The sequence below is a fragment of the Nocardia sp. bgisy134 genome (genome assembly GCF_965341865.1).
Lineage (GTDB): Bacteria > Actinomycetota > Actinomycetes > Mycobacteriales > Mycobacteriaceae > Nocardia.
This window is the reverse complement of sequence record NZ_CBDQZP010000008.1, coordinates 164182-185364: the sequence shown is the minus strand read 5'-3', so window position 1 is coordinate 185364 and position 21183 is coordinate 164182. Positions and strand designations below refer to the sequence as shown.

Genomic DNA, 21183 nt, shown 5'->3' with positions numbered 1-21183 from the left:
TCGGCTGCGGTGCCCGGGGCGAGCGCACCCCGGCGGGGCGGCGCGGGTGGCGCACACCTGTTATTCGGGGAACGGTGCGAGCCGGATCAGTGGTGCGAATTGCGCTGTGGAGAGCAGCCATCGGGCGCGGCCGTGGGGGACGGCGGCTGCCTCGGCGCGCAGAGCCGCGATCATGTGTCGTTTGAAGTTGTGGCGGGGGTGCCGGTGCAGTAGCTCGGTCACCCACGCGGGGTCCAGGTCGGCCAGGCGCAGGCCGAGAACGTCGGCGCCCGCGCCCGCCGAGACGAACCCGAGGTCGTCCGGGCGGTCGGCGACGCCGATGGTCAGATGGGCGGCGATGGCCGCGCCGATGGTGCGGGCCTGTTCGGGCGTCGCGCCGGACGCGGTCGCGAACCCGACCGCTCGTTCGGCCCCGACCACCGCGAAACACCTTCCCGGCGTGGGGTGTTCGAGATTCAGGTCGTGCAGCAGGCAGGACACGTAGGCGAGTTCGTCGTCGTATCGTACGCCGTCGAGGTCGGCGAGTGCGCGTCCGAAGAAGTAGCTGCGATACGAATGTTCGAGGACGTGCGGCGTAAGACGTTCTCGCGCTTCATTTTCCGCGGCGCGGGCGAGTCGGGAGTCCGGCAGTCGCAGTGCTAAGTCGACGCGGCCCGCGCCGCGGCGGCCGAGGGCGAGCCGGACCTGCCCGGCCACGATGCCCGGCAGCGCGGTGACCAGCTTGCCGGTGAGTTGCCCGCGCTGGCGGCGGGTCAGCGCACCGCCGGTTTCCGTGGCCCATTTCCAGTCCATGCCTGCCGGAGCGCGGTTGGCTGTTGCCGGCGTTCTGTCGATCTTTGTCGGCGCTTCGTTGGCTGTTGGCGGCGCTGGGTTGGTCTTTGTTCGCGCCGGGTCGATTTCCGCTGGCGCTCTGTTGTCGTCTGCTGGCGCACCCACGCCCGACCTCCTCCGTCTCGGTGGTCTCAGTGAACCGGCCGCCGGAGGTCGTGGCCAGTGGCGGGAATGCCAGTAAGGCTCTGATTCGTGCCAAACTGAGGGCGTGAAACAGGTGGTCGCCCTCGCGCTGGACGGCGTCATGACCTACGACCTGGCCTGCGCGGTCCAGGCCTTCCGGCACGGGCCGAGCAAGACCGGGGAAGGCCGCGGGTTCGAGATGCGGACCTGCGGCGTGCGGCCGGGGCCGGTGTGGACGCCGAACGGCTTCGACCTGCACGTCGAATACGGCTTGGAGCTGCTCGAAGAGGCCGAGATCGTGGTCGTGCCAGGGATCGGGCTGCCCACCTTGCCGCCCCCGCCCGAGGCGATCGACGCGCTGCGCGCGGCGGCCGGGCGCGGCGCGACGATGGTGAGCATCTGTGTCGGAGCTTTCGTGCTCGCCGCGGCCGGCCTGCTGGACGGGCGGCCCGCCACCACCCACTGGGCGTATTGCGAGGAGTTCGCCACGCTGTTCCCCTCGGTCCGGCTCGACCCCGGCGCGCTGTACGTCGACGACGGTGACATGCTCACCTCCGCGGGACTCTCCGCGGGTCTCGACCTCTGCCTACACCTGGTGCGCCGCGAGCTCGGCGCCGGATTCGCCGCCGAGCTGGCGCGCTGGAACGTGACGCCGCCGCACCGGGAAGGCGGTCAGGCGCAATACATTCCGGACGCGCTCGGGCGGATGGGTGACGGTTCACTGGGGCTGGCCGCGACGATGGCCTGGGCGGCGGCGAATCCCGCTGCGGCGCCGGATGTTTCCGCGCTGGCCCGGCACGCGCTGATGAGCGAGCGCACCTTCATCCGGCGTTTCAAGGCGGAAGTGGGCGCGACGCCGCGGCGCTGGCTGGAGGCGCAGCGCACCGCGCGGGCGCGGGAATTGCTGGAGACCACCGACCTGCCGGTGGAAGTCGTTGCGGCGCAATCGGGTTTCGGCAGCGTCACCGCGCTGCGTACGCATCTGCGCGCCGCGACGGGCGCGACGCCCGCCGGATATCGCCGTTCGCTGCGCCGCTGATCCGACTGCGCACCCGGGGCTGTGAGGCGCGCCACGCCGTGTCCTATTCTGACTTCGATATCGGCTTCACAACCGATCGGCGCCTCGACGCTTGGCCCGGCCGATCGGAGGGACTACTGCCCTATCGCCGTCGCAGCCCCCGGCGCGGCGCGTAGAGACGCGTGAGAGGTGGTTGGAGCATGACCGATCTCGAGTTCGACGCCCGCGAATCCCCGGTGGTGGCCGGGGCCGCGTCGGCGCCGGTGAGCACGCCACTGCACCGCCACGCAGGCCGCCTCCAGAAGGCGCTGCCGCCCGGTTGGCGGGTCGAGGTCGTGGACACACAGATCCAGCCGGGCCGAGACGATACGGCGGCGCTGCGGGTCGTGATGCCCGACCAGTGAGCCGGGGGCGAGCCGCGCCGCTCGCCCGGTGCGCTGACCGTACGGCGCCCATCCGAAGCCGCGACGGCTCGGAGCGCGTCGCCCCCGGACGGAGTCGAGACCGACGCCGGGCACGGCTGCAGCGGAGGCGCCGGACAGAGCTATCCGATGCCGCGTACGGCTGGAGTGCGTCGGCCCCGGACGGAGTCGGATCGACGCCGTGTACGGCTGGAGCGGAGGTGCCGGACGGAGCCATCCGATGCCGCGCACGGCCGCCGCGGCGTCCCTGGTTCGGACCGACGCCGTGTACGGCTGAGCGGAGGCACCGGACAGAGCTATCCGATCCCGCGTACGGCCGGAGTGCGGCGCCCCCGTGCGGAGTTGGATCGACGCCGTGTACGGGCTGGAGCCGAGGTGCCGGATGGAGCCATCTGATGCCGGGTACGGCCGGAGCGTGGCGCCCGTGGGTGGAGTCGGACCGATGCTGTGTACGGGCTGGAGCGGAGGTGCCGGACGGAGCCATCCGATGCCGCGTACGGCTGGAGCGCGCGTCGGCCCTGGGCGAAGTTGGACCGATGCCGTGTACGGCTGGAGCGCGGCGCGCCTGGGTGGAGTTGGGTCGACGCTGTGTACGGCTGGAACGGAGGCGCAGGACAGAGCCATCCGATGCCGCGCGCGGCCGGAGCGCGGCGCCCCTGGTTCAGACCGACGCCGCGTACCGCTGAGCGGCGGCATCGGACGGAGCCCATCCGAAGCCGCGCACGGCCGGAGCGCGGCGTCCCCGGACGGAGTTGGACCGGCGCCGCGTACAGCTGGAGCGGAGCAGCGGACGGAGTCGAGACCGACGCCGCGCACAGCTGGAGCCGAGGCGCTGGACAGAGCCCATCCGCCGCCGCCCACGGCCCAGCGCAGCCGGAGGTACTCCTATCCGGTCCAGCCGAGCGGCATCAGCAGGGACTTCTGCTCGCAGAAGGAGTCGAGACCCTCGGGGCCGTTCTCGCGGCCGAGCCCGGAGTTCTTGTAGCCGCCGAACGGTGACGTCGGATCGAAGGCGTACCAGTTGATCGCGTAGGTCCCGGTGCGCACCCGCGCCGCGATCTGCGCGCCGTGCTCGATATCGGTCGTCCACACCGAGCCCGCCAGGCCGTAGGCCGAGTCGTTCGCGATGGCCACCGCCTCGTCTTCGGTCTCGTAGGGGATCACCGAGAGCACCGGGCCGAAGATCTCCTCCTGCGCAATGGTCGACTTGTTGTCGACGTCGGCGAAGATCGTCGGTTCGACGAACCAGCCGCGGTCCAGGTCGGCGGGCCGTCCGCCGCCGAGCACCAGGCGTGCGCCCTCCGCCCCGCCCTTGGCGATATAGCCCTCGACGCGTTCGCGCTGGCGCTCGGAGATGAGCGGGCCGTACTGGACGGCGGGATCGGTGGGATCACCCGTCTTCTGCGTGCGGACGTATTCGACCAGCGCGTCGAGGATCTCGTCGTAGCGGCTGCGTGGCGCGAGGATCCTGGTCTGCGCGACGCAACCCTGGCCGCTGTTCATCAGGCCGGAGAAGGCCAGCACCGGAATGCTCGCCGCGAGATCCATGTCGGGCAACAGGATTGCCGCGGACTTGCCGCCGAGTTCGAGCGAGACGCTCTTGAGCTGCCCGGTGGCGATGGCGCCGATCTTGCGACCGACGGCGGTGCTGCCGGTGAAGGTGAGCTTGTCGACGCCGGGGTGGGAGACCAGGTATTCGGCGACCTCGGCGTCGGCGGGCAGCACCGAGAGCACACCCTCCGGCAGGCCCGCCTCGGTGAAGATGTCGGCGACCATGTTGGCGGTCAGCGGTGTGAGCGGCGCGGGCTTGAGGATCACCGTGCAGCCGGCGAGCAGGGCGGGCGCGAGCTTGTTGACCGCGAGGAACAGCGGCACGTTCCACGCGGTGATGGCGGCGACGACGCCGCGCGGTTCGCGCGTGACCCGCGTGGTGCCGAACCCGCCGACGCGCGTCTCCTGCCACGGAAACGTCTGCGCGAGTGCGGCATACGCGTCCAGTGCGGCGGTGGCCGGTATCTGGTTGAGCGTCAGGGCGATCATCTGCGGCGCGCCCATTTCCGCAGTGAGTGTCGCGAGCAGATCGGCCGAACGCTGCTCGATCAGGCGCGCGGCCTTGGTGAGCACCGCGGCGCGTTCGAGCGGCGGGGTCGCGGGCCACGGACCGTGATCGAAGGCGTGCCGCGCGGCGGCGACGGCGGCGTCGACGTCGGCCCGCTCGACCACGGGGACGCTGCCCACCGGCTCGACCGTGGCCGGTGAGATGACCTGAAGGCGCTCGGTGCCCGCTGGCGCAGTCCAGCGGCCGCCGATGAACAAGCTGTCGTAATGCATGGGAACACGTTACAGTTTTACGGCCCGCTTGTCTGTAACCTGTTTCAGTTTTCTCTTCGCGCAGGCGCCTGACCAGGTCGAATTCCAACCTGTCGGTTCGCTTTTTCCGAGAACGCACTATTGCGTTCTGTTGCTGGACAGTGGATGCTGTAGCTACTCATCAGCTCCCTCCCGCGTTTTCCGGCCGAAACATCGGCCGAGCAGCATTGATCAGAGACCGTAATTGGGGTGAACGAGTCATGGCGGTGCAAGTGATCGGCCGGTCGTTGATGACCAGCGATCAGACCGAACACCAGGCGAAGAGCGTCGGCGCGGGCGGCTGGGTGGTGTCGTTCCTACCGGGACGCACGCTGACCATCGAGCAGGCCACGGCGGCGATGCAGGCCGCGGAAGCGGTCGCCGCCGTCGGAATCCTCGCCGATCAAGTCGGATTGACCACCCTGGAGACGGTCGGGCTGGCCATTCAGGAATCGCCGTGGGAACGGGACGGGTCCTGTGGTCGCCGGTGGCGTCGCGGCTGGCTCGCGAAATAACCGGCGCTCAGGCCGATTTCGTCGCGACGACCACGAGGTTGCTCACGGCCAGCTCGCGCACCGCGGGAACGCGCACCAGCCACCACGCCCAGCGCGGGTGGTAGCGCGGGAAGACGGTGTGAACGTCGGCCGAAGTCGTTGCCGCCCAACGTAATCCCTCGGATGCCCGGACCGCGAACAGTGAGGTGCCGTACCGGTTCTTCGGTTCCTTGCCGTGCTTGCGGTGGTATCGGCGGGCTGCGTACTCGCCGCCGAGGTAGTGCCACGGTCCGGTCTCGTGTCCACCGAACGGGCCGTGCCACACCGTGTAGGACAGCACGATCAGTCCGCCGGGGCGGGTCACCCTGACCATCTCGTCCGCCATGGCCCACGGCTGCGGCACATGCTCGGCGACGTTCGACGAGAAGCAGATGTCGACGGCGTCGTCGCGGAAGGGCAGCGCCATGCCCGAGCCGCGCACGGCGCCCGGCACCGAGAGTCCGGCGGCGTGCATTTCCGAGGGATCGGGTTCGACGGGAATGTAGCGCGCGCCGGTCTTGGCGAACTCGTCGGCGAAATAGCCGGGGCCGCCGCCGACGTCCAGAATCGTCGTGCCCGCGAGGCCGGCTCCGGCGATGTCGGCGTAGAAGTCGCCGATCATCTCGGCGGTGTCGGTGGCGAGGCCGCCGTAGAAGCGCCCGGGATCGGACTGTTCGAAACGGAAGCTGCCGAGCAGTCGCAGCGACCGGCGCAGCGTCGCGCGTCGCGCGAATCGGGGCGCGTCGGAAGACATGATCTCGGCTCTCAGCACGGCGCCGAGTTTCGCACAGGCCTGTCCTCGGCCCGCCGACCGGCCGCTGTGCCCGTGGGCGCGGTGTGCTCACGCGAAAGCGGTCCGGAGCCGCGCGCACCGGACCGCCGCTTCGAGTCGGCTCAGCCGACGCCGCTGCTCGCGCCGCTTCCGGTCGAGGTGGACGACGTGATCAGCGCCAGGATCAAGCCGAGCAGGCCGTCCAGGTCGCCGCCGTTCCCGGCGCCACCGCCCGTCCTCGTCGGTGCCATTTTCATGGTGTTCTCCTCATCGTGACGGCCGGCCTTCGACCGGCCTGCCCCTGGAAATCGGGGCTGGCGGGAGGGTATCCAGATCGGGCTGTGAAATGTAGATGTTTCAGACAATTCGCTGGAAATCCCTTCGAATCGGCGGTGACGTGCCAGGATGTGCGCTAGGGCACTTGACCGAGGACCTCGTCTATTACTGTGTAGCCCGACCATCCGTGTCCCCGCCGGGACCTACCGACCGAGAGAAGCTCCACGTGCGCGAAGTCCTCCTGCTCTGCTGGCGTGACACTGGGCACCCACAGGGCGGCGGCAGTGAGCGGTACCTGGAACAGGTCGGCGCTCAGCTCGCCGCGCGCGGGGTCAAGGTCACGCTGCGCACTGCCCGCTACCCGGGTGCGCCGAAACGGGAACGCGTCGACGGCATCGACATCAGCCGCGGCGGCGGGCGCTACACCGTCTACCCGCGGGCCCTTGCCGCCATCGCTCTCGGCAGGCTCGGCATCGGACCGCTGCGCGGGGTGCGTCCCGATGCAGTGATCGACACGCAGAACGGCATCCCGTTCTTCGCGGCCGCCGCGAGCGACGCGCCCTCGGTGGTGCTGGTGCACCACGGGCACCGGGAACAGTGGCCGGTCGCCGGTCGCCTGGTCGGCCGGATCGGCTGGTGGATCGAATCGCGGTTGTCCCCGCGCGTGCATCGCGAGAACCAATACCTGACCGTGTCGCTGCCCTCGGCGGAGGAGCTGGCCACCCTCGGCGTGGATCGCTCGCGCATCGCGGTCGTCCGCAACGGGGCCGAGCCCGTGCCCGCCGACGCTCCCACCGGCGCGGCGACGACCCGCACGTCCGAGCCGCGCGTCGTGGTGCTGTCCCGGCTCGTGCCGCACAAGCAGATCGAAGACGCGCTCACCGCGGTCGCCCGGCTGCGCGACCGGATCCCCGGCCTGCGCCTCGACGTCGTCGGCGGCGGGTGGTGGGCCGAGAATCTCCAGGCCACCGCCCGCGAGCTGGATATCGCCGACGCCGTCACCTTCCACGGGCACGTCGACGAACGCCGCAAGCACGAACTGCTCGCCCGCGCCTGGGTACACGTGCTGCCCTCGCGCAAGGAGGGCTGGGGGCTTGCCGTGATCGAGGCCGCCCAGCACGGCGTGCCGACCGTCGGCTACCGCAGCTCCCGCGGCCTCACCGACTCGATCGTGGACGGCGTCACCGGACTGCTCGTCGACGACGTCACCCAGCTCACCACCGCCGTCGGCGACCTGCTCGAGGAATCCGCCGTGCGCGGCGTGATGGGAGAGAAGGCGCGCGCTAGGGCCAGGGAGTTCTCGTGGGAGCAGACCGGCAACGGCGTGTACGAGGTGCTCGCGGCGGTGTCGCGCGGCGAGCACGTCTCAGGGTTGGTCGCCGCGCCCGCGGATTGAAACTGAGGGCGTGCGGCTTTCACTTCGCCGGTGATGAACAAGGCCGCCCGGCGTAACCACCGCGGGTCCGTTGTTGCGACATCGGCGGAACTTGCTGCGCCGTCTCGGTTTCGACGGCGGGCGACTGCGGGAGCTGCGTCGCGTGAGCGCCGGACCGCGCGCCCATCGGCCGATCTGCCGTGTTGCGTCATCGCCGAACTTGCCGCGCTGAATCGGTTTGGATGTCGAGCGGCCAATTGGCCGATCTGTCGCGTCATCGCGGAACTTGCCACGCTGTCTCAGTTTTGGATGTCGAGCCGCTGGCGGGTCGGTGCGGGAGCTGCGAGCGAGTTCCGGGTCGCCGCCCAGTCGCGCGGCCCATCGGCTGATCTGCCGCAGCATCACGGAACTTGCTGCGCTGTATCAGTTTTCGACATCGTACAGACGATCTTCGGCACGGGAAATGCGTCGCGCTACCACCGTCAGCGCCGGGCCGCCGATCAGCATCATCGCCCAGAGGAGGTGCGCGGCGACTGCGAGCCCACGGTGGTCCGGTGCCGCGACGACAGGGTCTGGGCCCGGGACTCGGTACAGCGCGAGGTGGTCGTCGGCGTAGACCGGTTCGAGTTGGGCGAGTGTGGTTTTCGATTCGCCGAGCGGGCCGCGGGTGGTGCGCTCGACCAGCACCCATTCGACGCCGAGGCGTGACAGATCCCGCGCCGAACCGCCTTGGAGCAGAAGCGTTTCCACATCGCGGGCGCGCGTTCCTTCGCCCGCGACCGTGCGGCCGCGGACGGGAAGCTCTCCGGTTTGCAGCACGTCGTTGGGCAGCATGCGCGGCGCGGGGTCGAGCACCGGGGCGGCGCCGCTGTACGGGAACCTGCGGAACATGCCTGCGGGCAGCACCGCGACATCGCCCGGGGCGTCGATGCGTTCGGCGACGTGCTGCCAGCCCGGCGGGTAGTGGACCGCGCGCATCGCGCCGCCGACGCCCCACGCGAGATCGAACAGGGGGAGAACGAGGAAGGCGATGAATGCCGTCGCGGCCAGCGCGGTAGTGGTTGTCGCTGTGGACTTCGTTGCGGCAGTTGCCGTTCGGCGGAAGAGGGCGGCCAGCGCACAGCATCCGGCGGCGGCGCACAGCGCGTAGGCGGGCACGGCCAGCGCGACGTACTTCTGGGTGTCGCGGAGCAGGCCCGCGCCCGGCACGTTCACCACAAGCCACTCCATCGCCTCCATGCCCCAGCCGGTCGCGGCGAGCGCGGGCAGCACGACCGCCGCCGCGGCCAGCGCCAGCAGGGCGCGACGGACGCGCAGGCTCTCTCGCCCGCCGGTCCGGTCGGTGGCGACCGCGCGGATGCCGGAGACGACGATCGCGAGCAGCAGGAGGGTGGCGAGCAGCGCCAACGGCGTGGTGCGTGAATCCGGCACCGCGTCGGCGTTCCAGATGCCGCCGAGCCCGGCCAGCGAACCCAGAGTGGCGAGGCCGGGTTCGGCGCGCGCGGCGAACGCGGGAATGCCCGCGGGATCCGACGGCTCCGCTCCGGCGCCCGACAACAGCGTCGCGGTCAGCCAAGGCGCCGACGCCGCCACCAGCAGCGCGAGCGTGCCGGGGAGATGTCGGCGGCGGACTGTCACCGCCGCGGTGATGCCCGCGAGGAGAGCGCCGGTCGGCGTCAGCCCCGCGGCGGCGAAACACCCCGCGAGCGTCGCCCAGGCACCCAGCGTTTCCATGCTGGCCCGCCGAGGCGTGGCCTGCGGCGTTTCCGCGCTGTCGCGGACCTCGTCCTTCGAAGCGCGCCGCGTCCGCAGTCCCCACACGGGTCTCACACGGGCGCTGCCTCTGTGAGCCGCGTGTGCGGAGCCCCGTAAACGGTAGGCGGCGAGTGCTGTCCACGGCAGCGCCGCATATCCGGCCAGCAGGCTCCAGTGCCCCTGCAGCAGCCGTTCGGCCACGTACGGATTCCACAGCGCCACTGTCACCGCGACCAGTTGCGCGGCGAGAGGGGCGCGCAACAACTCCCGCACCAGCGCCGCGGAGCCGTACCCGGCCGCCCAGAGCGCGAGCACGAGAATGGCCTTCACGACCAACCCGCCGTCCACCAGCGGCGACACCGCCGCGAGCAGCGCGTCCTGCGGCACGGCCCGCGGCGCGGAGTCCCCGAGTCCGAGCGCGGAGCCCGTGAGATACGAACGCGGCGTGCTCACCGCGTCGCGCAGCAGCAGATAGCCGGGACCGAGCAGTGGCCCGACCACCACCGCCGCGAGCACCGCGCTGTACGCGCCCGCGACTACCCGCGTCCGCAGACCCGCACCGCCGTCACTCACGGATGAGAACCCTACGGCGCGGATCGTGCTGATGTTCGGAGAGCGGCCCGAGGCGACGATCCGGCTCGGGCTCGTGCCAGCGGCAGTCCGGTCCGTCGCGGTGTGGATCGCCCGAGCCGTCGGAGTACTCCGACCGCCGCATTACGGCGCCTTCGGACGACCACGAGAGCTCTCCGACCAGGGCCGCGCGCGCGTGTTTCGGATTGGGTGGGACTATTGCGGGATGTCTGTGGTTCGTCGTCCTCCTGTGGTGGCGGATCTGACGTTGGTGACGGCCGGGGCGATGACCGCCAACGTGGCCGGATACCTGCTGCAATTGCTGGCCGGGCGATGGCTCGGCGTCACGGGATACAGCGAGTTCGCGAGCCTGCTCGCGGTGCAACTGCTGTGCGCGGTTCCTGCGCTGGCGTTGCAGAACGTAGTCGCGCGCGAGCGAGTGCGTGGCGCCGAAGTGGCGGCGCTGCGCGGCTTGCAGTGGCGGTGCGCGCTGATCGTCGCGGCGGTGGCGGCCGGGCTCGTTCCGGTGGTGACGGTCGCGTTGAACGTCGGCGTGCTGGCGTGTGCCGGTGCGCTGTGCGCCGCGCCCGCGCTGGTTCTTCTCTCCGGCGAGCAGGGGATTTTGCAGGGCGGTCGGCGGTTCCGCGACCTCGCGGTGGTCCTCGGCTCGGCCGGTGTGGTCCGGGTGGCGCCCGCGCTGGTCGTGCTCGCGGTCGGCGGCGGGGCCGGGGCGGCGCTGTGGGCGGCGGCGCTCGGGTTGGTCGCGGCGGCGGTCTTCGCGCGCGTCCTGGCGGGTAGGCCCGCGCCGGAGGGCGAACCCGGCGGGCACATCGTCGGCGTTCTGCCCGTGCTGCGGGCCGCGCAGGTGCAGGCCGCGCTGATGGCGCTGTCGTCCGCCGACCTGATCGTGGTGCGGATGGTCCTCGACGAGGTCGACGCCAGCCGCTACGCCCTCGGCGCCATCGCCGCCAAGATCGCCTTCTGGCTGCCGCAGGCGGTGGGCGTCGTCCTCTACCCGCGGATGGCCCAGCCGACCCACTCCGCGCGCGCCATCCGCGACGCCCTCGCGGTGCTGTCGGCCATCGGCATCGTCGCGGTGCTCTGCGCCGCCCTCGCCGCACCCATCGCCCCTGTGCTCGCAGGACAGGACTACGCGCCGATTCAGGATCTGCTCTGGTTGTTCGCCCTGCACGGCGCGATCCTCGCGGTGCTCCAGGGCGCCGTGCTCTCCGCGATCGCGGTCGACCGCACGGCGCTGGCCGCCGTCACCTGGATCGGCCTCGTCGTCGAGGTCACCCTCATGGTCTCCTTCGCCCGGTCGGTCCCGGCCCTCATCACCACCGCCGTCTCCGTCGCCGCCGCGACCACGATCCTGGTCGCGGTCGTCGTTCTGCGCACCGCCGAGCACACCGAACCAGCAGAAACCCAACCCGCGGCGGATTGAGCGCGAGGGCAAAGCCTTCGAAGGCCGAGGGGTGAGTGCGCCAATGGGGCCTGAGCGCGCGATGGCCGCGGACCGCGACCGGCCGAACGAACACGCATCACCGATGCGAACAACCCAGGTTCGAGTACAGCGCCTACTGACGATTCATCGGGGCTGATCGACCGGCAACTGCAGCAGCGCACCATCAGAACAGGTTGATCAGCTGGTAGACGCCTGCGTTCTCACCGCCGGAGACCAGGTCGAACCATTCCTGGACGGCCTTGTGTCGACGCCGGGCGACGACCCCATGTGGCCGAAAACAGGACCCTGGCCGGTTGACCGATCGCGACCCGAGCGGAGAGCCAGCTGCGGAACCGCCGAGACGCCCTGGCAAACGACAACGGCTCCCCGACCGAATGGCCGGGGAGCCGTTGTCTCGGAACCGCTAGCGCCTAGAGGTTCTTCTTCACATTGATCTGCTCGGTCGGAGCGTCGTCCGCACCGCGCGGAGCCGGGCTGCGCGGCGGGGTGGCCGCACCGCTCGGGGGCAGGTTGCCGCCGCGCACCGGACGGGCCGGGGCGGGCGTGCCGCCGCCGCGAACACCGAGGATCGCGCCGACGATCGCCAGGATCACGCCGAGCACACCGAGCACGATCGGCATGATGCGGCCGTACAGCGAGAGCCGGTCGATGTTGTCCTGAGCCACCGACGACTGCGATTCGATGGTGTTCTCGTCGAAGACGATATGCGACTTCAGCGCGGTGACGTCCGGCTTGTCGCCGCTGCGCGCGTAGAAGAGGTGAAGCTGCTCGCCGCCCTTGATCACGGTGCCGGTCTGCGGCTCGACCCATAGGTCGCGGGTGTTGGTGTAGAAGCGGGTCATGGTGACCGGCTCCTCGCCCTCGAGGCCCCACTTGGCGGCGGGCAGCGACAGGCGGTTGGTCGGCACCTGCACGACGTCCCACAGGTTGGTGACCGGGATCGTCTGCTGGAAGTGGTAAACCTTCAAGCTGTTGATCTCGGTCTCTTCGACGAAGTTGATGTCGAAGGTCTTGCGCGCGTTGACGTCGAAGTACGGGTACGACTTCTTCTCGGTGCCGATCGGGAAGCGGTACTGCAGGCCGTTGCGATGCACGGGGTCGGCGATGCTCTCGCCTTCCCTGTTGACCGAGACCGCGATCGAGCCGTTCGGGTCCTTGTCGACCGGCATGCCGGTCTTGCGGTCGATGGTGACCCGGTCGACGAGCGCCGTGAGCAGGCCGGTGTCGCCCTGCTTGTCGATGCGACGCAGGGTCTGACCAGCCTGGACCGTCATCTCGGTGGCATCAGAAGGCTCTTCGACCGTGAGGAACCGCTGCGAGATCAGCGGAACGTTGGTGTCCACCTTTGCCGAACCCTCGGGCGCGGTGAGCGACCTCGAGTCGAGCACCAGGCTCTCTTCGCCCGGCTGATTGTTCGCGATGGTGGTGATCTCGAGGTCGAGAGGAGTCTTGGCCAGTTTGTCGACGGTGTAGGTCGGGATCAGCAGCGCCATGACGATCAGCAACGCGCCGAGACCTACGAGCAGGCAGGCCACCGTCCTTCTGGTACCGGCACTTAGTGCCATGCAAACACTCCTCGTCGTAGAACACAGGTCGGTCCGGCTAGTACCGCGGAGTAACCCACGGCACCACGTGAGCCCCGACACTAACAGTCCATTGGCGTACCATGCCGTGCCGAGGCCGGAATCCGACCAGAAATCGCCCGAGTTTAGCGCGAAAAGTGAAACGTGTAGTTCTCACCTGGAAAATTCCCTGGCAGACTGGAGCCCGATGACCGCCACTCTCGCCGCCGACACCGCGGCCACGACTTCGGCGCGGTCGCGCGGTTTCGTGCCCGCGCTGGAAGGCATGCGCGGGATGGCGGCGCTCGGCGTTCTGCTCACCCACGTCGCGTTCCAGACTGGAGCGACGGGAATGCCGGTGCTCGGCCGCATCTGGGAACGCTTCGATATGGCGGTCGCGGTCTTCTTCGCGCTCTCCGGATTCCTGCTGTGGCGCCCGCACGCCCAATCGGCCCGCGGTCTCGGAACCGCGCCGCCGACCGGCAACTACCTGCGACATCGTGCGGCGCGCATCCTGCCCGCCTACTGGGCGGTGGTTTGTGCCGTGCTGTTGCTGCTGCCCAGTGCGGCCGACACCGCGGGCCTGCGGGTATGGGGGTCCAACCTGGCGCTGCTCCAGGTCTTCGTGCCGTTGACCCTGACCGACGGGCTCACACAGATGTGGAGTCTGTCGGTCGAAGTGGCGTTCTATCTGGTGCTGCCGCTGCTGGCGTTCGCGGTGGTCCGGCTGCGCGGGAAGTCGGCGCGCTGGCGGGTGCCCGTGGTGCTCGCGCTGGCGCTGGTGAGCCTGAGTTGGAATTTCCTTCCGGTGCCGACTCCGGACGCGATTCATGCCGACAACTGGCTGCCCGCATATCTGCCGTGGTTCGCGGCGGGAATACTGCTCGCCGAACTCGTCGATGATGTGCATCCGCTATCACTCTGGCGGCGTATCGCGGGCAACCAGCTCCTCATGTGGACCGTCGCGCTGATCGCCTTCCTGCTCTCGTCCACCGATTTCGGCGGGCCCGCCGGACTCACCAGGGCCGAGCCATGGCAGTACGCTGCGAAGATGGCCCTCGGCGCGATCGTCGGCTTCGGCCTGCTCGCCCCGCTGGTGCTCGGCGATCGAAAGCACCGCTGGCTGGAATCCTCGGTCGCGGCAACCCTCGGCCGCTGGTCCTACGGCATCTTCCTCTGGCACCTCGGGGTGCTGTCGATAGTCTTTCCGGTGTTCGGCATCCTGCCGTTCCAGGGGAACTTCGTCTACGTCCTCATACTGACCGTCGCCATCACGCTGCCCGTCGCGGCAGCGAGCTACGCGCTGGTCGAGGAGCCGGCGCGGAAGCTGGCGCGGCGGATGGATCGTAGGAAGAGTGAGCGGAAGGCTGCGGCGGCCGCGGAGCCGGAGTCGATCAGTCCGCGGGGTGTGCCGGATTCGGCGGAGGCGGGAGCGGCCTGAGTCGGCCGTACCGGCACGCGTCTGCGCTCCGGTGACCGTGTTCTCCGGGGCCGACGGCTCCCCGCGGAGTAGGGCCCCAGCGCACACACCGACTGCCCTTCGCCGCCGCAGCCGAGGTCCACCAACCGCCATTTCTCTCCCGTCGATTTCCGCTCTCGCATCAGACGGATGTGTGGCGGCGCTCAGCCCGTCGCCGAGGCGGCGAGTCCGACGGCCATTGCCGCGCTGAGTGCGCGTGGCGCGCCCAGAGCGCCAAGGGCTGTGCAGCTCGGCCTCGCACCCGCCGACACTCGGCCTCACCCCCGCCGACGCGTGGGCAGCGCTGCGAGGCCGACGGCGATCACCGCGATCAGTGCGGGTAGCTGCACCCAGAGCGAGTGGCCCATATATCCGTCGGGTGCGCGCCACGGGCCGGTGGACAGGGCGGCGGCGGAGAGGGCGGTGCCGAGCCCTGCTATCGCGGCGAGGTACCGCGCGTACTGGTGGGCGGCGAAATGGGTTGCGGCGAGGCCCGCCACCGTCAGCGCGGCGCCGACTGGTCCGGCGATGATCGTCGCGGCGGCGGTGAGGCCGAGCGCGCCCAGGATGCGGCTGCGCCAAGGGCGTGGTGGAGCGGCCTCGGCGGCGAAATCGGTCACCGGAGGTTCGGGCACGCCCGGCAAGGGCGAGTCGGTCCGGTCCGCGTCGGTCGCGCGACGAGAATCCGCACGCGCCTCGGAACCGGTCGGCACACCCGATTCACCCTCGCGAACGCGACTGCCCCGCAGCCGGATCCGCCGCGGTATCGCGAGCAACGCCAACGGCACGAGCAGCAGCAATCCGCCGAAAATGCCCAGGCGGTACCACCGATCGACCGGGAACGAGATGGTGATGGGTCCGTGAGCGTCCGCGGGCAGCAACCACGCCTGCTGCCACCCGTCCGCCACGATCGGCTCGAGTGTGCGCCCGTCGGCGGTATGCGCCTCCCAGCCGACATTCGTGCTCAGTGGCAGTACCAGCAGACGGAGGTCCGTGGCCGGAGCGGTGGGCTCGAAGTTCGTGCGGTTCAGGCGCAGCCGGTCGACGGAGAACAGTTCGGTGGGCGCTACGACCACGTCCGCCCGGCCCTCCGGCACGGCGAGAGTCGCGTCCCCGGCATCGCAGACGCGCGCGGGAACCGGTGCGCTGGAACGCAACTCCGCGACGGTCGCAGTCACGGACGTGCGCAGGGTACGTCCGCCGAGAGCGATCGTCGGGCCGAGCTCGCAGGGCACGGTGACCTCACGGTCCAACCCGGCCTGCTCGGGATAGTCGGGCCCGAGCACGGTGACCTCGGCGATGCCCGGCGGTTGGCTCATGGCGAAGCCGAGAGCGGTCCTGTCCAGCACCGGCTTCCAGCTCTGCACGCTGAGTTCGATGCGGTCGGTGACCGTCGGGTGCAACGGAATTCGCGCCGATTCACCCGGCACACGGTCGTCGAGCTCGCGGACCTGCGGACCGTTGCCGAGGTTCACCGACACCGAAAGGGGAGCCGCGGGCAGCCCCCCCAGCGACGCGGTGATGTCGAGTCCGTTCACCAACGCGGGTTCGGGCAGTTCGATGGTGAGTGTCGGTTTGGGTCCGGTGAGGTTGCGCACCGAGTCCTCGGGCGCCGTCCAGCTGGTGCGCATATCGCCGTCGGTCGCGGCGAACGCGGAGCCGCGCAGATCGCCGACGTCGGCCTTACCGCGCGCCACCGGCCTGCTGTTGTCGGTGAGCAGCGCCTCCAGGGCGGGGCCTTGCCTGGTGCGCACGGTGAGTTCGGGAGCGGCCGTCATGGGTTCGGGAGAACTGAGGGTTCGTTCGAACAGGCCGGGCTCCTCCGGAGCCAGCGCCAGCCCCTTGCTGCACCTGACCCGATCGGGCGCGTCGAAACACGCACCGCGCCCGGGGAATTCCTGGCCGAGATCCCAGGCCGTCACCTGCGCCTGGTCGGGCGTGGCGGGCAGCACCGTGCGGTGCCGGATGTCCAATCGGACCGGAGCATCGCGGACGGTGTAGTCGTCGAGGGTCAGTTCGCTGATGCCGAATTGTCCACCGCCGGAGCCGCCTTCGGTGCGGATGGCGGTGATCTTGAGCCAGTCGGTGCTGCCTGCGGGCAGCGAAATCGACACCGGCTCACCGGGTTCGATGATCCGCGCCGAGACGCTTCCGTGCGCGGTGCGCACCTCGACCCATTTCACCGGATCGCCGATCGCCGCCGAACTGGTGGTCAACCGCAGCAGGCCGGAGCTGATCGGCCGGTCCAGATCCAGCCGGAGCCATTGGCCCACAGCGCGTTCCGTGCCGTTGCTGATCCACGCCGTCGAGGGATCGCCGTCCACCACCGCTGCGGTCGAGCTGCCGGGGGCCGCGCCGCCGAGCTGGGTGGCGTCGGCGGCCGAACTGGACGCGGTCACCGTCGCGCCGGACCATTCACCCCGCACCAGTTCCGCACCCGGCACCGGGTAATCGGGCACCAGATTGTGGGTGCGACGAGCGTCGTCGGGAGTACGCAGCGCCGAATTGTGGTTGTCGACCCGGCCGAAATCGGCCTCCCGGTCCATCGGCGTATCGGTGACGGTGAGCGGTCCGATCGGCAGACCGGCGCGCGCGGCGTCGGCCGCGAACAGCGTCGTGTGCGGCGGCGAGCCGTCGCGGTACAACCGCTCGAGCACCTCCGGCCCGCCCTGCACCATCGGGACGGAGTCGAGCGGAACCGTGTACGCGCCGGGGAAGGATTCGGGAGCCCCTGTGCCGGAACGGATCTCGATCCCGTCAACAGGCGGCTGCGGTTCGACTCGGTAGATCTCGACCGCCGGATACGCCGGTCGCAGATCACCGTCGGCGACCAGGCCGTCGGCGACGACGTTGGTCTCGATCGGCCCTCCGAATTCGGCCACTTTGGTCAGGCCGGGGGAACCTTCGATCGCCTGGTGCGCGAGCAGCGGCCTGGTCGACCGCGAGGTCTCCGGGTCGAGGTCGTTGCGCAGCACCAGGATTCCGATGCCCTGGTCGGCGAGTGTCGCGGCCAAACCGGTCGACGGGCGGCCGTCCGCGATGAGCCGCTGCACCGAGTCCATCGCGCGGATGGTGCCCGGGGGGTTCAGCGGCACCGCGTCGCGCACCGCCCACGGCGTGCTCGCCAGCGCTTGCAGCGGCTCGTCGCGGGTCAGTCCCCATACCTGGCTGCCGAAGGGCGCGCCCGGCACCACCAGCGCGCGCGTGTCGGCGGCGTGCTCGGCCAACCAGTCCGCCGTCTGCTGCCAGTAGGCGGGCACCTCGTCGTAGGACCCGCGCGGGGCCAGCTTGCCGGTCCAGGCCAGCGAGGTGGACAGCGCGAGCGCGGTGAGGATCAACCCGGCGACCGCGACCATCCGATTGCGTTCCGGATGCGCGAACGCGCTGCGCCACACCGGCAGCGGCACCGAGGCGGGCAGCGGCACCCGAGCCAGCAGATGAGCCAGACCCAGCATCAACGGAATGCGGATCAGCGGCTCGAGCTTGTGCACGTTGCGCAGCGGCGCGCCGCTCGAATCCAGGAAGATCCGCACCGAGTCCGCGAACGGCCCGCTGAGCTCGCCCACGTAACCCGCACAGATCCCGACCAGCCCGACCAGCAGGATCAGCGCCAGCCGCCCGCGGTACGGCATCGACCGCATGGCGAGTCCGGCCATGCCCGCCGCCGCGAGCAGACCGGTGGCCAGCACCGCCGCGGGCTGGGTCACCAGGACCGCGCCCGCGATGCGTTCCGGCGAGACGAACGGGGTCCAGCTGTCGGTGCCGCGCAGCACCTCGGCCAGCGACGCCCACTGCGTGGTCACCCCGGAGGATTCGATGTAGTCCAGAAACGGCGGGCTCACCCTGCCGAGCAGCAGCAGCGGCACGGCCCACCAGAACGTGGCGAGCATGAGCAGCGGAATCCAGGCCGCCGTGAAACGCCACCAGCGCTTGTTCGGCTTGTACGAAGCCCACCAGATCAGGGCGGGCAGGAACGCGGCGACCGTGGCCACGGCGTTCACCGCGCCCATCAACGCGAGCGCCAGCGCGCTGCCCGCGGGCGAGGCGGCGCCGCCACGCTTGTGACGGCGGTACGCGGCGCCGAGGGCGGCGGGCGCGAGCAAGACCCACGGCGCGAGCACCATCGGCAGGGTCTCCGAGGAGATCGAGCCGAGCGTGGTGAGCACGCGCGGAGACAGTGTGTACGCGACCGCCGCGATGATCCTGGACCCGCGGCTGCCGAGGCCGAGCGCCTCGCAGAGCCGGACGATGCCCCAGAACCCGGCGAGCAGCAGCAGCGCCCACCAGATCCGCTGCGTCACCCAGGCGGGCAGGCCGAGCAGATCTCCGGCCGAGAAGAACGCGCCGTGCGGGAAGAAGTACCCGTACGCCTGGTTCTGCACCTGGCCCATCGGGGCCTGGCTGCTCCATAGGTGCGCGGCGCGGTCGAGGAAACCCAGCGGATTCTGCGCCAGGTCGTACTTCGTGTCGGCGACCGTCTGTCCGGGCGCCTGCAGGAAGGTCAGCAGGAACGCCACGACAACCGTCGCGGCGAACCATCGTCTACCGAGCGGCGCGGCCTCGGACGAATCCGAGGCCACACCGGAGGAGCCGAGCGAGTCGGCGGATGAAGCGGCAGTCAGCGGCTCAGCGGCTGCCGTACTCAACGTTGTTGAGCAGCGAGGAATCCGCATCGCCACTGCGGTCGATTTCGGGGCGCGTGTTCTGCTGTACCGCCGCGGTGATGACGAACACCGCGATCGCACCGAGCACGGCACCGGCTACCGCACTCGCAACACCAGGAACAGCAAACTTCATCGCGGCTCTCCAATACATCGGGACAGGCACATTCCGCGTCAACCTACCGCATGCCGCGCCCGGAGGGTGAGCAAGGTGACAATCGGGCGTCTCACAATTTCCGAGTGGCCCCGGCTACTCCGGCACCGCGCAGTGCAGGCCGCCGAGGAAGGTGCGCAGCTTGGCCGTCGTTTCGTCCAGTTCCGCCCGCGGTTCGGAGGCCGCGACGATGCCGCCGCCCGCGAAGGCTCGCAGCGCGCGTCCGTCCGCCGACAGTTCCGCGCAGCGGATCGCGACCACCCATTCGCCGTCGCCCCGCGCGTCGCACCAGCCGACGGCCCCGCCGTAGAAGCCGCGGTCCTCCTCGACGTGGTTGATGGTGTCGAGGGCCAGCGCGGTGGGCGTGCCGCAGACCGCGGGGGTCGGGTGCAGCAGCAGCGCCAAGTCGAGCGCGGTGGTCGCGGGATCGCGCACGGTGCCGGTGATCGGCGTGGCCAGATGCCACACGTCGTGAGTGTTGACCAGCTGCGGGCCGTCCGGGATGGTCAGGTCGGCGCAGACGGGCGCCAGTCGCTCCCGGATCCATTCGATGACGAACGCGTGCTCGTCACGGTTCTTGGTGCTGGTCAGCAGCTCGGCGGCCTGTGCGGCGTCCGCGTCCGGATCGGCGCGGCGCGGCGCGGTGCCTGCGAGCGGACGCAACGTCACGGTGGCACCGTGCCGCGCGACGAGCACCTCGGGTGTCGCGCCGATCAGTGTCCCCGCGCGACCGGCGGGCGTCAGATCGACGGCGTAGACGTTGGCGTGCGGGTGCCTGGTGAGCAGCTGCGCGGCGACGAGTTCCGGGTCGAGTTCGCTGTCCGCCTCGGCGAGCACGGAACGGGCGGCGACCACCTTGCGCAGCGGCTGCGCCGGATCGTTGATCTGCTCGATCAGTTTCGTCACCCGCGCGATGTGTTCCGCCGGACTCGGTATTTCGGTGACCACCCGCACCGTCGGCAGTTCGGGAAGCGCGGCGGGACGCCAAGGGCCCGCGGTGTGTTCGGCCCGCTGCGGCGCGGCGAGCGCGGCAGGCCGACTCGGATCGAAAGGCAAGGCCCCGACGACGATCTCCGCCGCGCCGTCCCGCAATGCCGAGAGGGCGCGGTTCGCGTCGTCGAAGATCATCCGGGTCCCGGTCGCGCGCATCACACCATTGGGCTGGGCGAGCAGGAATCCGTTCATGATTCCTCGACCATAGACCCGCGCGACCGTCACGGGCGCGCCTGAGCGACCGAGATCACCGGGTCAGAATTCGCGCTGCGGTTCTCTGCCGGGCGGAACCATCAGCACCGGACGGTGACAGTGCTTGAGCACGGCGTCGGCCACGCTGCTGTGCAGCAGGGCGCGAATGCCGGTGGCGCCGCGGGTGCCCGCGACGATGATGTCCACGTCCAAGTCGTCGGCGCATTCCACGATCGCGTTCCAGATGGTGGTGGTGCATTCGGCCGTGCGCGCCTCGGCGTTCAGGCCCGCGAGCTTGGCCAGCCGCACGCCCTCGGTGTTGATGTTGCGCGCGTCGACGTAGGCGATGTCCTCGAGCTCCTCGTCGGGCACCCACTCGGGCTGCATCACGCCGGACAAGCCCGAGAGCCGAGCGGCCTGGCGCACCATGGGTTCCCAGGCCGTGAGCACCACGGCCCGGTTCGCGGAGAGAAACCGGCCGGCGTATTCGATGGCGCGCTTGGCGTTCTCGGACCCGTCGTAGGCGATGAGCATCAGATCGCAGGGCACGGTGACCTCCTGGTCGGAGTCTCCTGGCTATGGAACCGAGGTTACCCTCGCTCGCAGGCCCGCGGACGGTGCGGCGCGCAGGGATAATCAGGCACAAGAGCACGGTTGAGCAGCGGAAACCGGG

At 70.3% G+C, this 21183-nt stretch carries 16 protein-coding genes; 6 read left to right on the top strand and 10 right to left on the bottom strand.

Translation table 11 applies throughout. The features are described 5' to 3' along the window. Positions 1 to 60: 60 nt before the first annotated feature. Entirely contained in the window at positions 61 to 792 is a 732-nt protein-coding gene (locus ACRWNM_RS16490) for a phosphohydrolase (RefSeq protein ID WP_431968342.1), read from the bottom strand. Between the two features lie 247 nt (positions 793 to 1039). Here ACRWNM_RS16490 and ACRWNM_RS16485 point away from each other — a divergent pair, with 247 nt between their 5' ends. Beyond that, positions 1040 to 1993 carry a GlxA family transcriptional regulator gene (locus tag ACRWNM_RS16485; protein WP_431968340.1) on the top strand — a complete coding sequence of 318 codons (954 nt, stop codon included), beginning with the start codon at positions 1040 to 1042 and terminating at the stop codon, positions 1991 to 1993. A 179-nt stretch (positions 1994 to 2172) separates the two neighbouring features. Continuing rightward, the gene (locus tag ACRWNM_RS16480; RefSeq protein WP_431968338.1) at positions 2173 to 2376 is read left to right on the top strand and encodes a hypothetical protein; all 204 of its coding nucleotides are present in this window, start codon (positions 2173 to 2175) and stop codon (positions 2374 to 2376) included. A 903-nt stretch (positions 2377 to 3279) separates the two neighbouring features. Here the strand turns inward: ACRWNM_RS16480 and ACRWNM_RS16475 are convergent. Further along, positions 3280 to 4725, bottom strand: a complete 1446-nt coding sequence (locus ACRWNM_RS16475) for an aldehyde dehydrogenase (protein WP_431968336.1) — start codon at positions 4723 to 4725, stop codon at positions 3280 to 3282. Positions 4726 to 4964: 239 nt separating this feature from the next. On the opposite strand from ACRWNM_RS16475, the gene ACRWNM_RS16470 reads away from it, so the two are divergent. Beyond that, entirely contained in the window at positions 4965 to 5258 is a 294-nt protein-coding gene (locus ACRWNM_RS16470) for a hypothetical protein (RefSeq protein ID WP_431968334.1), read from the top strand. Positions 5259 to 5265: 7 nt separating this feature from the next. On the opposite strand, the gene ACRWNM_RS16465 is transcribed toward ACRWNM_RS16470, so the two are convergent. Then, positions 5266 to 6030 (bottom strand): class I SAM-dependent methyltransferase, encoded by a 765-nt coding sequence (locus ACRWNM_RS16465; protein ID WP_431968547.1) that lies wholly within the window; start codon positions 6028 to 6030, stop codon positions 5266 to 5268. Between the two features lie 140 nt (positions 6031 to 6170). After that, positions 6171 to 6305, bottom strand: coding sequence for a hypothetical protein (locus ACRWNM_RS16460; RefSeq protein WP_431968332.1), 135 nt, complete (start codon positions 6303 to 6305; stop codon positions 6171 to 6173). 245 nt (positions 6306 to 6550) lie between these two features. Between ACRWNM_RS16460 and ACRWNM_RS16455 the strand changes: the two genes are divergently transcribed. Further along, complete coding sequence (locus ACRWNM_RS16455) at positions 6551 to 7720, top strand: glycosyltransferase family 4 protein (protein WP_431968330.1); 1170 nt, start codon at positions 6551 to 6553, stop codon at positions 7718 to 7720. A 402-nt stretch (positions 7721 to 8122) separates the two neighbouring features. Here the strand turns inward: ACRWNM_RS16455 and ACRWNM_RS16450 are convergent, their stop codons facing one another. Next, positions 8123 to 10027 carry a hypothetical protein gene (locus tag ACRWNM_RS16450; RefSeq protein WP_431968328.1) on the bottom strand — a complete coding sequence of 635 codons (1905 nt, stop codon included), beginning with the start codon at positions 10025 to 10027 and terminating at the stop codon, positions 8123 to 8125. A gap of 223 nt (positions 10028 to 10250) precedes the next feature. On the opposite strand from ACRWNM_RS16450, the gene ACRWNM_RS16445 reads away from it, so the two are divergent. Then, positions 10251 to 11468, top strand: a complete 1218-nt coding sequence (locus ACRWNM_RS16445; protein ID WP_431968326.1) for a polysaccharide biosynthesis protein — start codon at positions 10251 to 10253, stop codon at positions 11466 to 11468. A gap of 431 nt (positions 11469 to 11899) precedes the next feature. On the opposite strand, the gene ACRWNM_RS16440 is transcribed toward ACRWNM_RS16445, so the two are convergent. After that, a complete protein-coding gene (locus ACRWNM_RS16440; protein ID WP_431968324.1) occupies positions 11900 to 13054 on the bottom strand; it encodes a DUF3068 domain-containing protein in 1155 nt (384 codons plus the stop codon). 205 nt (positions 13055 to 13259) lie between these two features. Between ACRWNM_RS16440 and ACRWNM_RS16435 the strand changes: the two genes are divergently transcribed. Continuing rightward, positions 13260 to 14492, top strand: a complete 1233-nt coding sequence (locus ACRWNM_RS16435) for an acyltransferase family protein (RefSeq protein WP_431968322.1) — start codon at positions 13260 to 13262, stop codon at positions 14490 to 14492. 296 nt (positions 14493 to 14788) lie between these two features. Here ACRWNM_RS16435 and ACRWNM_RS16430 read toward each other — a convergent pair whose 3' ends face one another. From ACRWNM_RS16430 to ACRWNM_RS16415, 4 genes are all read right to left on the bottom strand, one after another. Beyond that, complete coding sequence (locus ACRWNM_RS16430) at positions 14789 to 19090, bottom strand: alpha-(1->3)-arabinofuranosyltransferase domain-containing protein (RefSeq protein ID WP_431968320.1); 4302 nt, start codon at positions 19088 to 19090, stop codon at positions 14789 to 14791. Between the two features lie 46 nt (positions 19091 to 19136). After that, positions 19137 to 19307: a DUF2613 domain-containing protein gene (locus tag ACRWNM_RS16425; protein ID WP_084501446.1), complete on the bottom strand. Its 171-nt coding sequence runs from the start codon at positions 19305 to 19307 to the stop codon at positions 19137 to 19139. Positions 19308 to 19421: 114 nt separating this feature from the next. Then, positions 19422 to 20510: an isochorismate synthase gene (locus tag ACRWNM_RS16420; RefSeq protein WP_431968318.1), complete on the bottom strand. Its 1089-nt coding sequence runs from the start codon at positions 20508 to 20510 to the stop codon at positions 19422 to 19424. A gap of 63 nt (positions 20511 to 20573) precedes the next feature. Continuing rightward, complete coding sequence (locus ACRWNM_RS16415) at positions 20574 to 21059, bottom strand: universal stress protein (RefSeq protein ID WP_431968316.1); 486 nt, start codon at positions 21057 to 21059, stop codon at positions 20574 to 20576. Positions 21060 to 21183: the final 124 nt, after the last annotated feature.

Excerpts from the sequence above, each read along its gene's own strand:
- ACRWNM_RS16490 (WP_431968342.1), bottom strand. The coding sequence starts at position 792 with ATGGACTGGAAATGGGCCACGGAAACCGGCGGTGCGCTGACCCGCCGC.
- ACRWNM_RS16480 (WP_431968338.1), top strand. The coding sequence starts at position 2,173 with ATGACCGATCTCGAGTTCGACGCCCGCGAATCCCCGGTGGTGGCCGGG.
- ACRWNM_RS16475 (WP_431968336.1), bottom strand. The coding sequence starts at position 4,725 with ATGCATTACGACAGCTTGTTCATCGGCGGCCGCTGGACTGCGCCAGCG.
- ACRWNM_RS16470 (WP_431968334.1), top strand. The coding sequence starts at position 4,965 with ATGGCGGTGCAAGTGATCGGCCGGTCGTTGATGACCAGCGATCAGACC.
- ACRWNM_RS16465 (WP_431968547.1), bottom strand. The coding sequence starts at position 6,030 with ATGTCTTCCGACGCGCCCCGATTCGCGCGACGCGCGACGCTGCGCCGG.
- ACRWNM_RS16460 (WP_431968332.1), bottom strand. The coding sequence starts at position 6,305 with ATGAAAATGGCACCGACGAGGACGGGCGGTGGCGCCGGGAACGGCGGC.
- ACRWNM_RS16445 (WP_431968326.1), top strand. The coding sequence starts at position 10,251 with ATGTCTGTGGTTCGTCGTCCTCCTGTGGTGGCGGATCTGACGTTGGTG.
- ACRWNM_RS16440 (WP_431968324.1), bottom strand. The coding sequence starts at position 13,054 with ATGGCACTAAGTGCCGGTACCAGAAGGACGGTGGCCTGCCTGCTCGTA.
- ACRWNM_RS16435 (WP_431968322.1), top strand. The coding sequence starts at position 13,260 with ATGACCGCCACTCTCGCCGCCGACACCGCGGCCACGACTTCGGCGCGG.
- ACRWNM_RS16425 (WP_084501446.1), bottom strand. The coding sequence starts at position 19,307 with ATGAAGTTTGCTGTTCCTGGTGTTGCGAGTGCGGTAGCCGGTGCCGTG.
- ACRWNM_RS16420 (WP_431968318.1), bottom strand. The coding sequence starts at position 20,510 with ATGAACGGATTCCTGCTCGCCCAGCCCAATGGTGTGATGCGCGCGACC.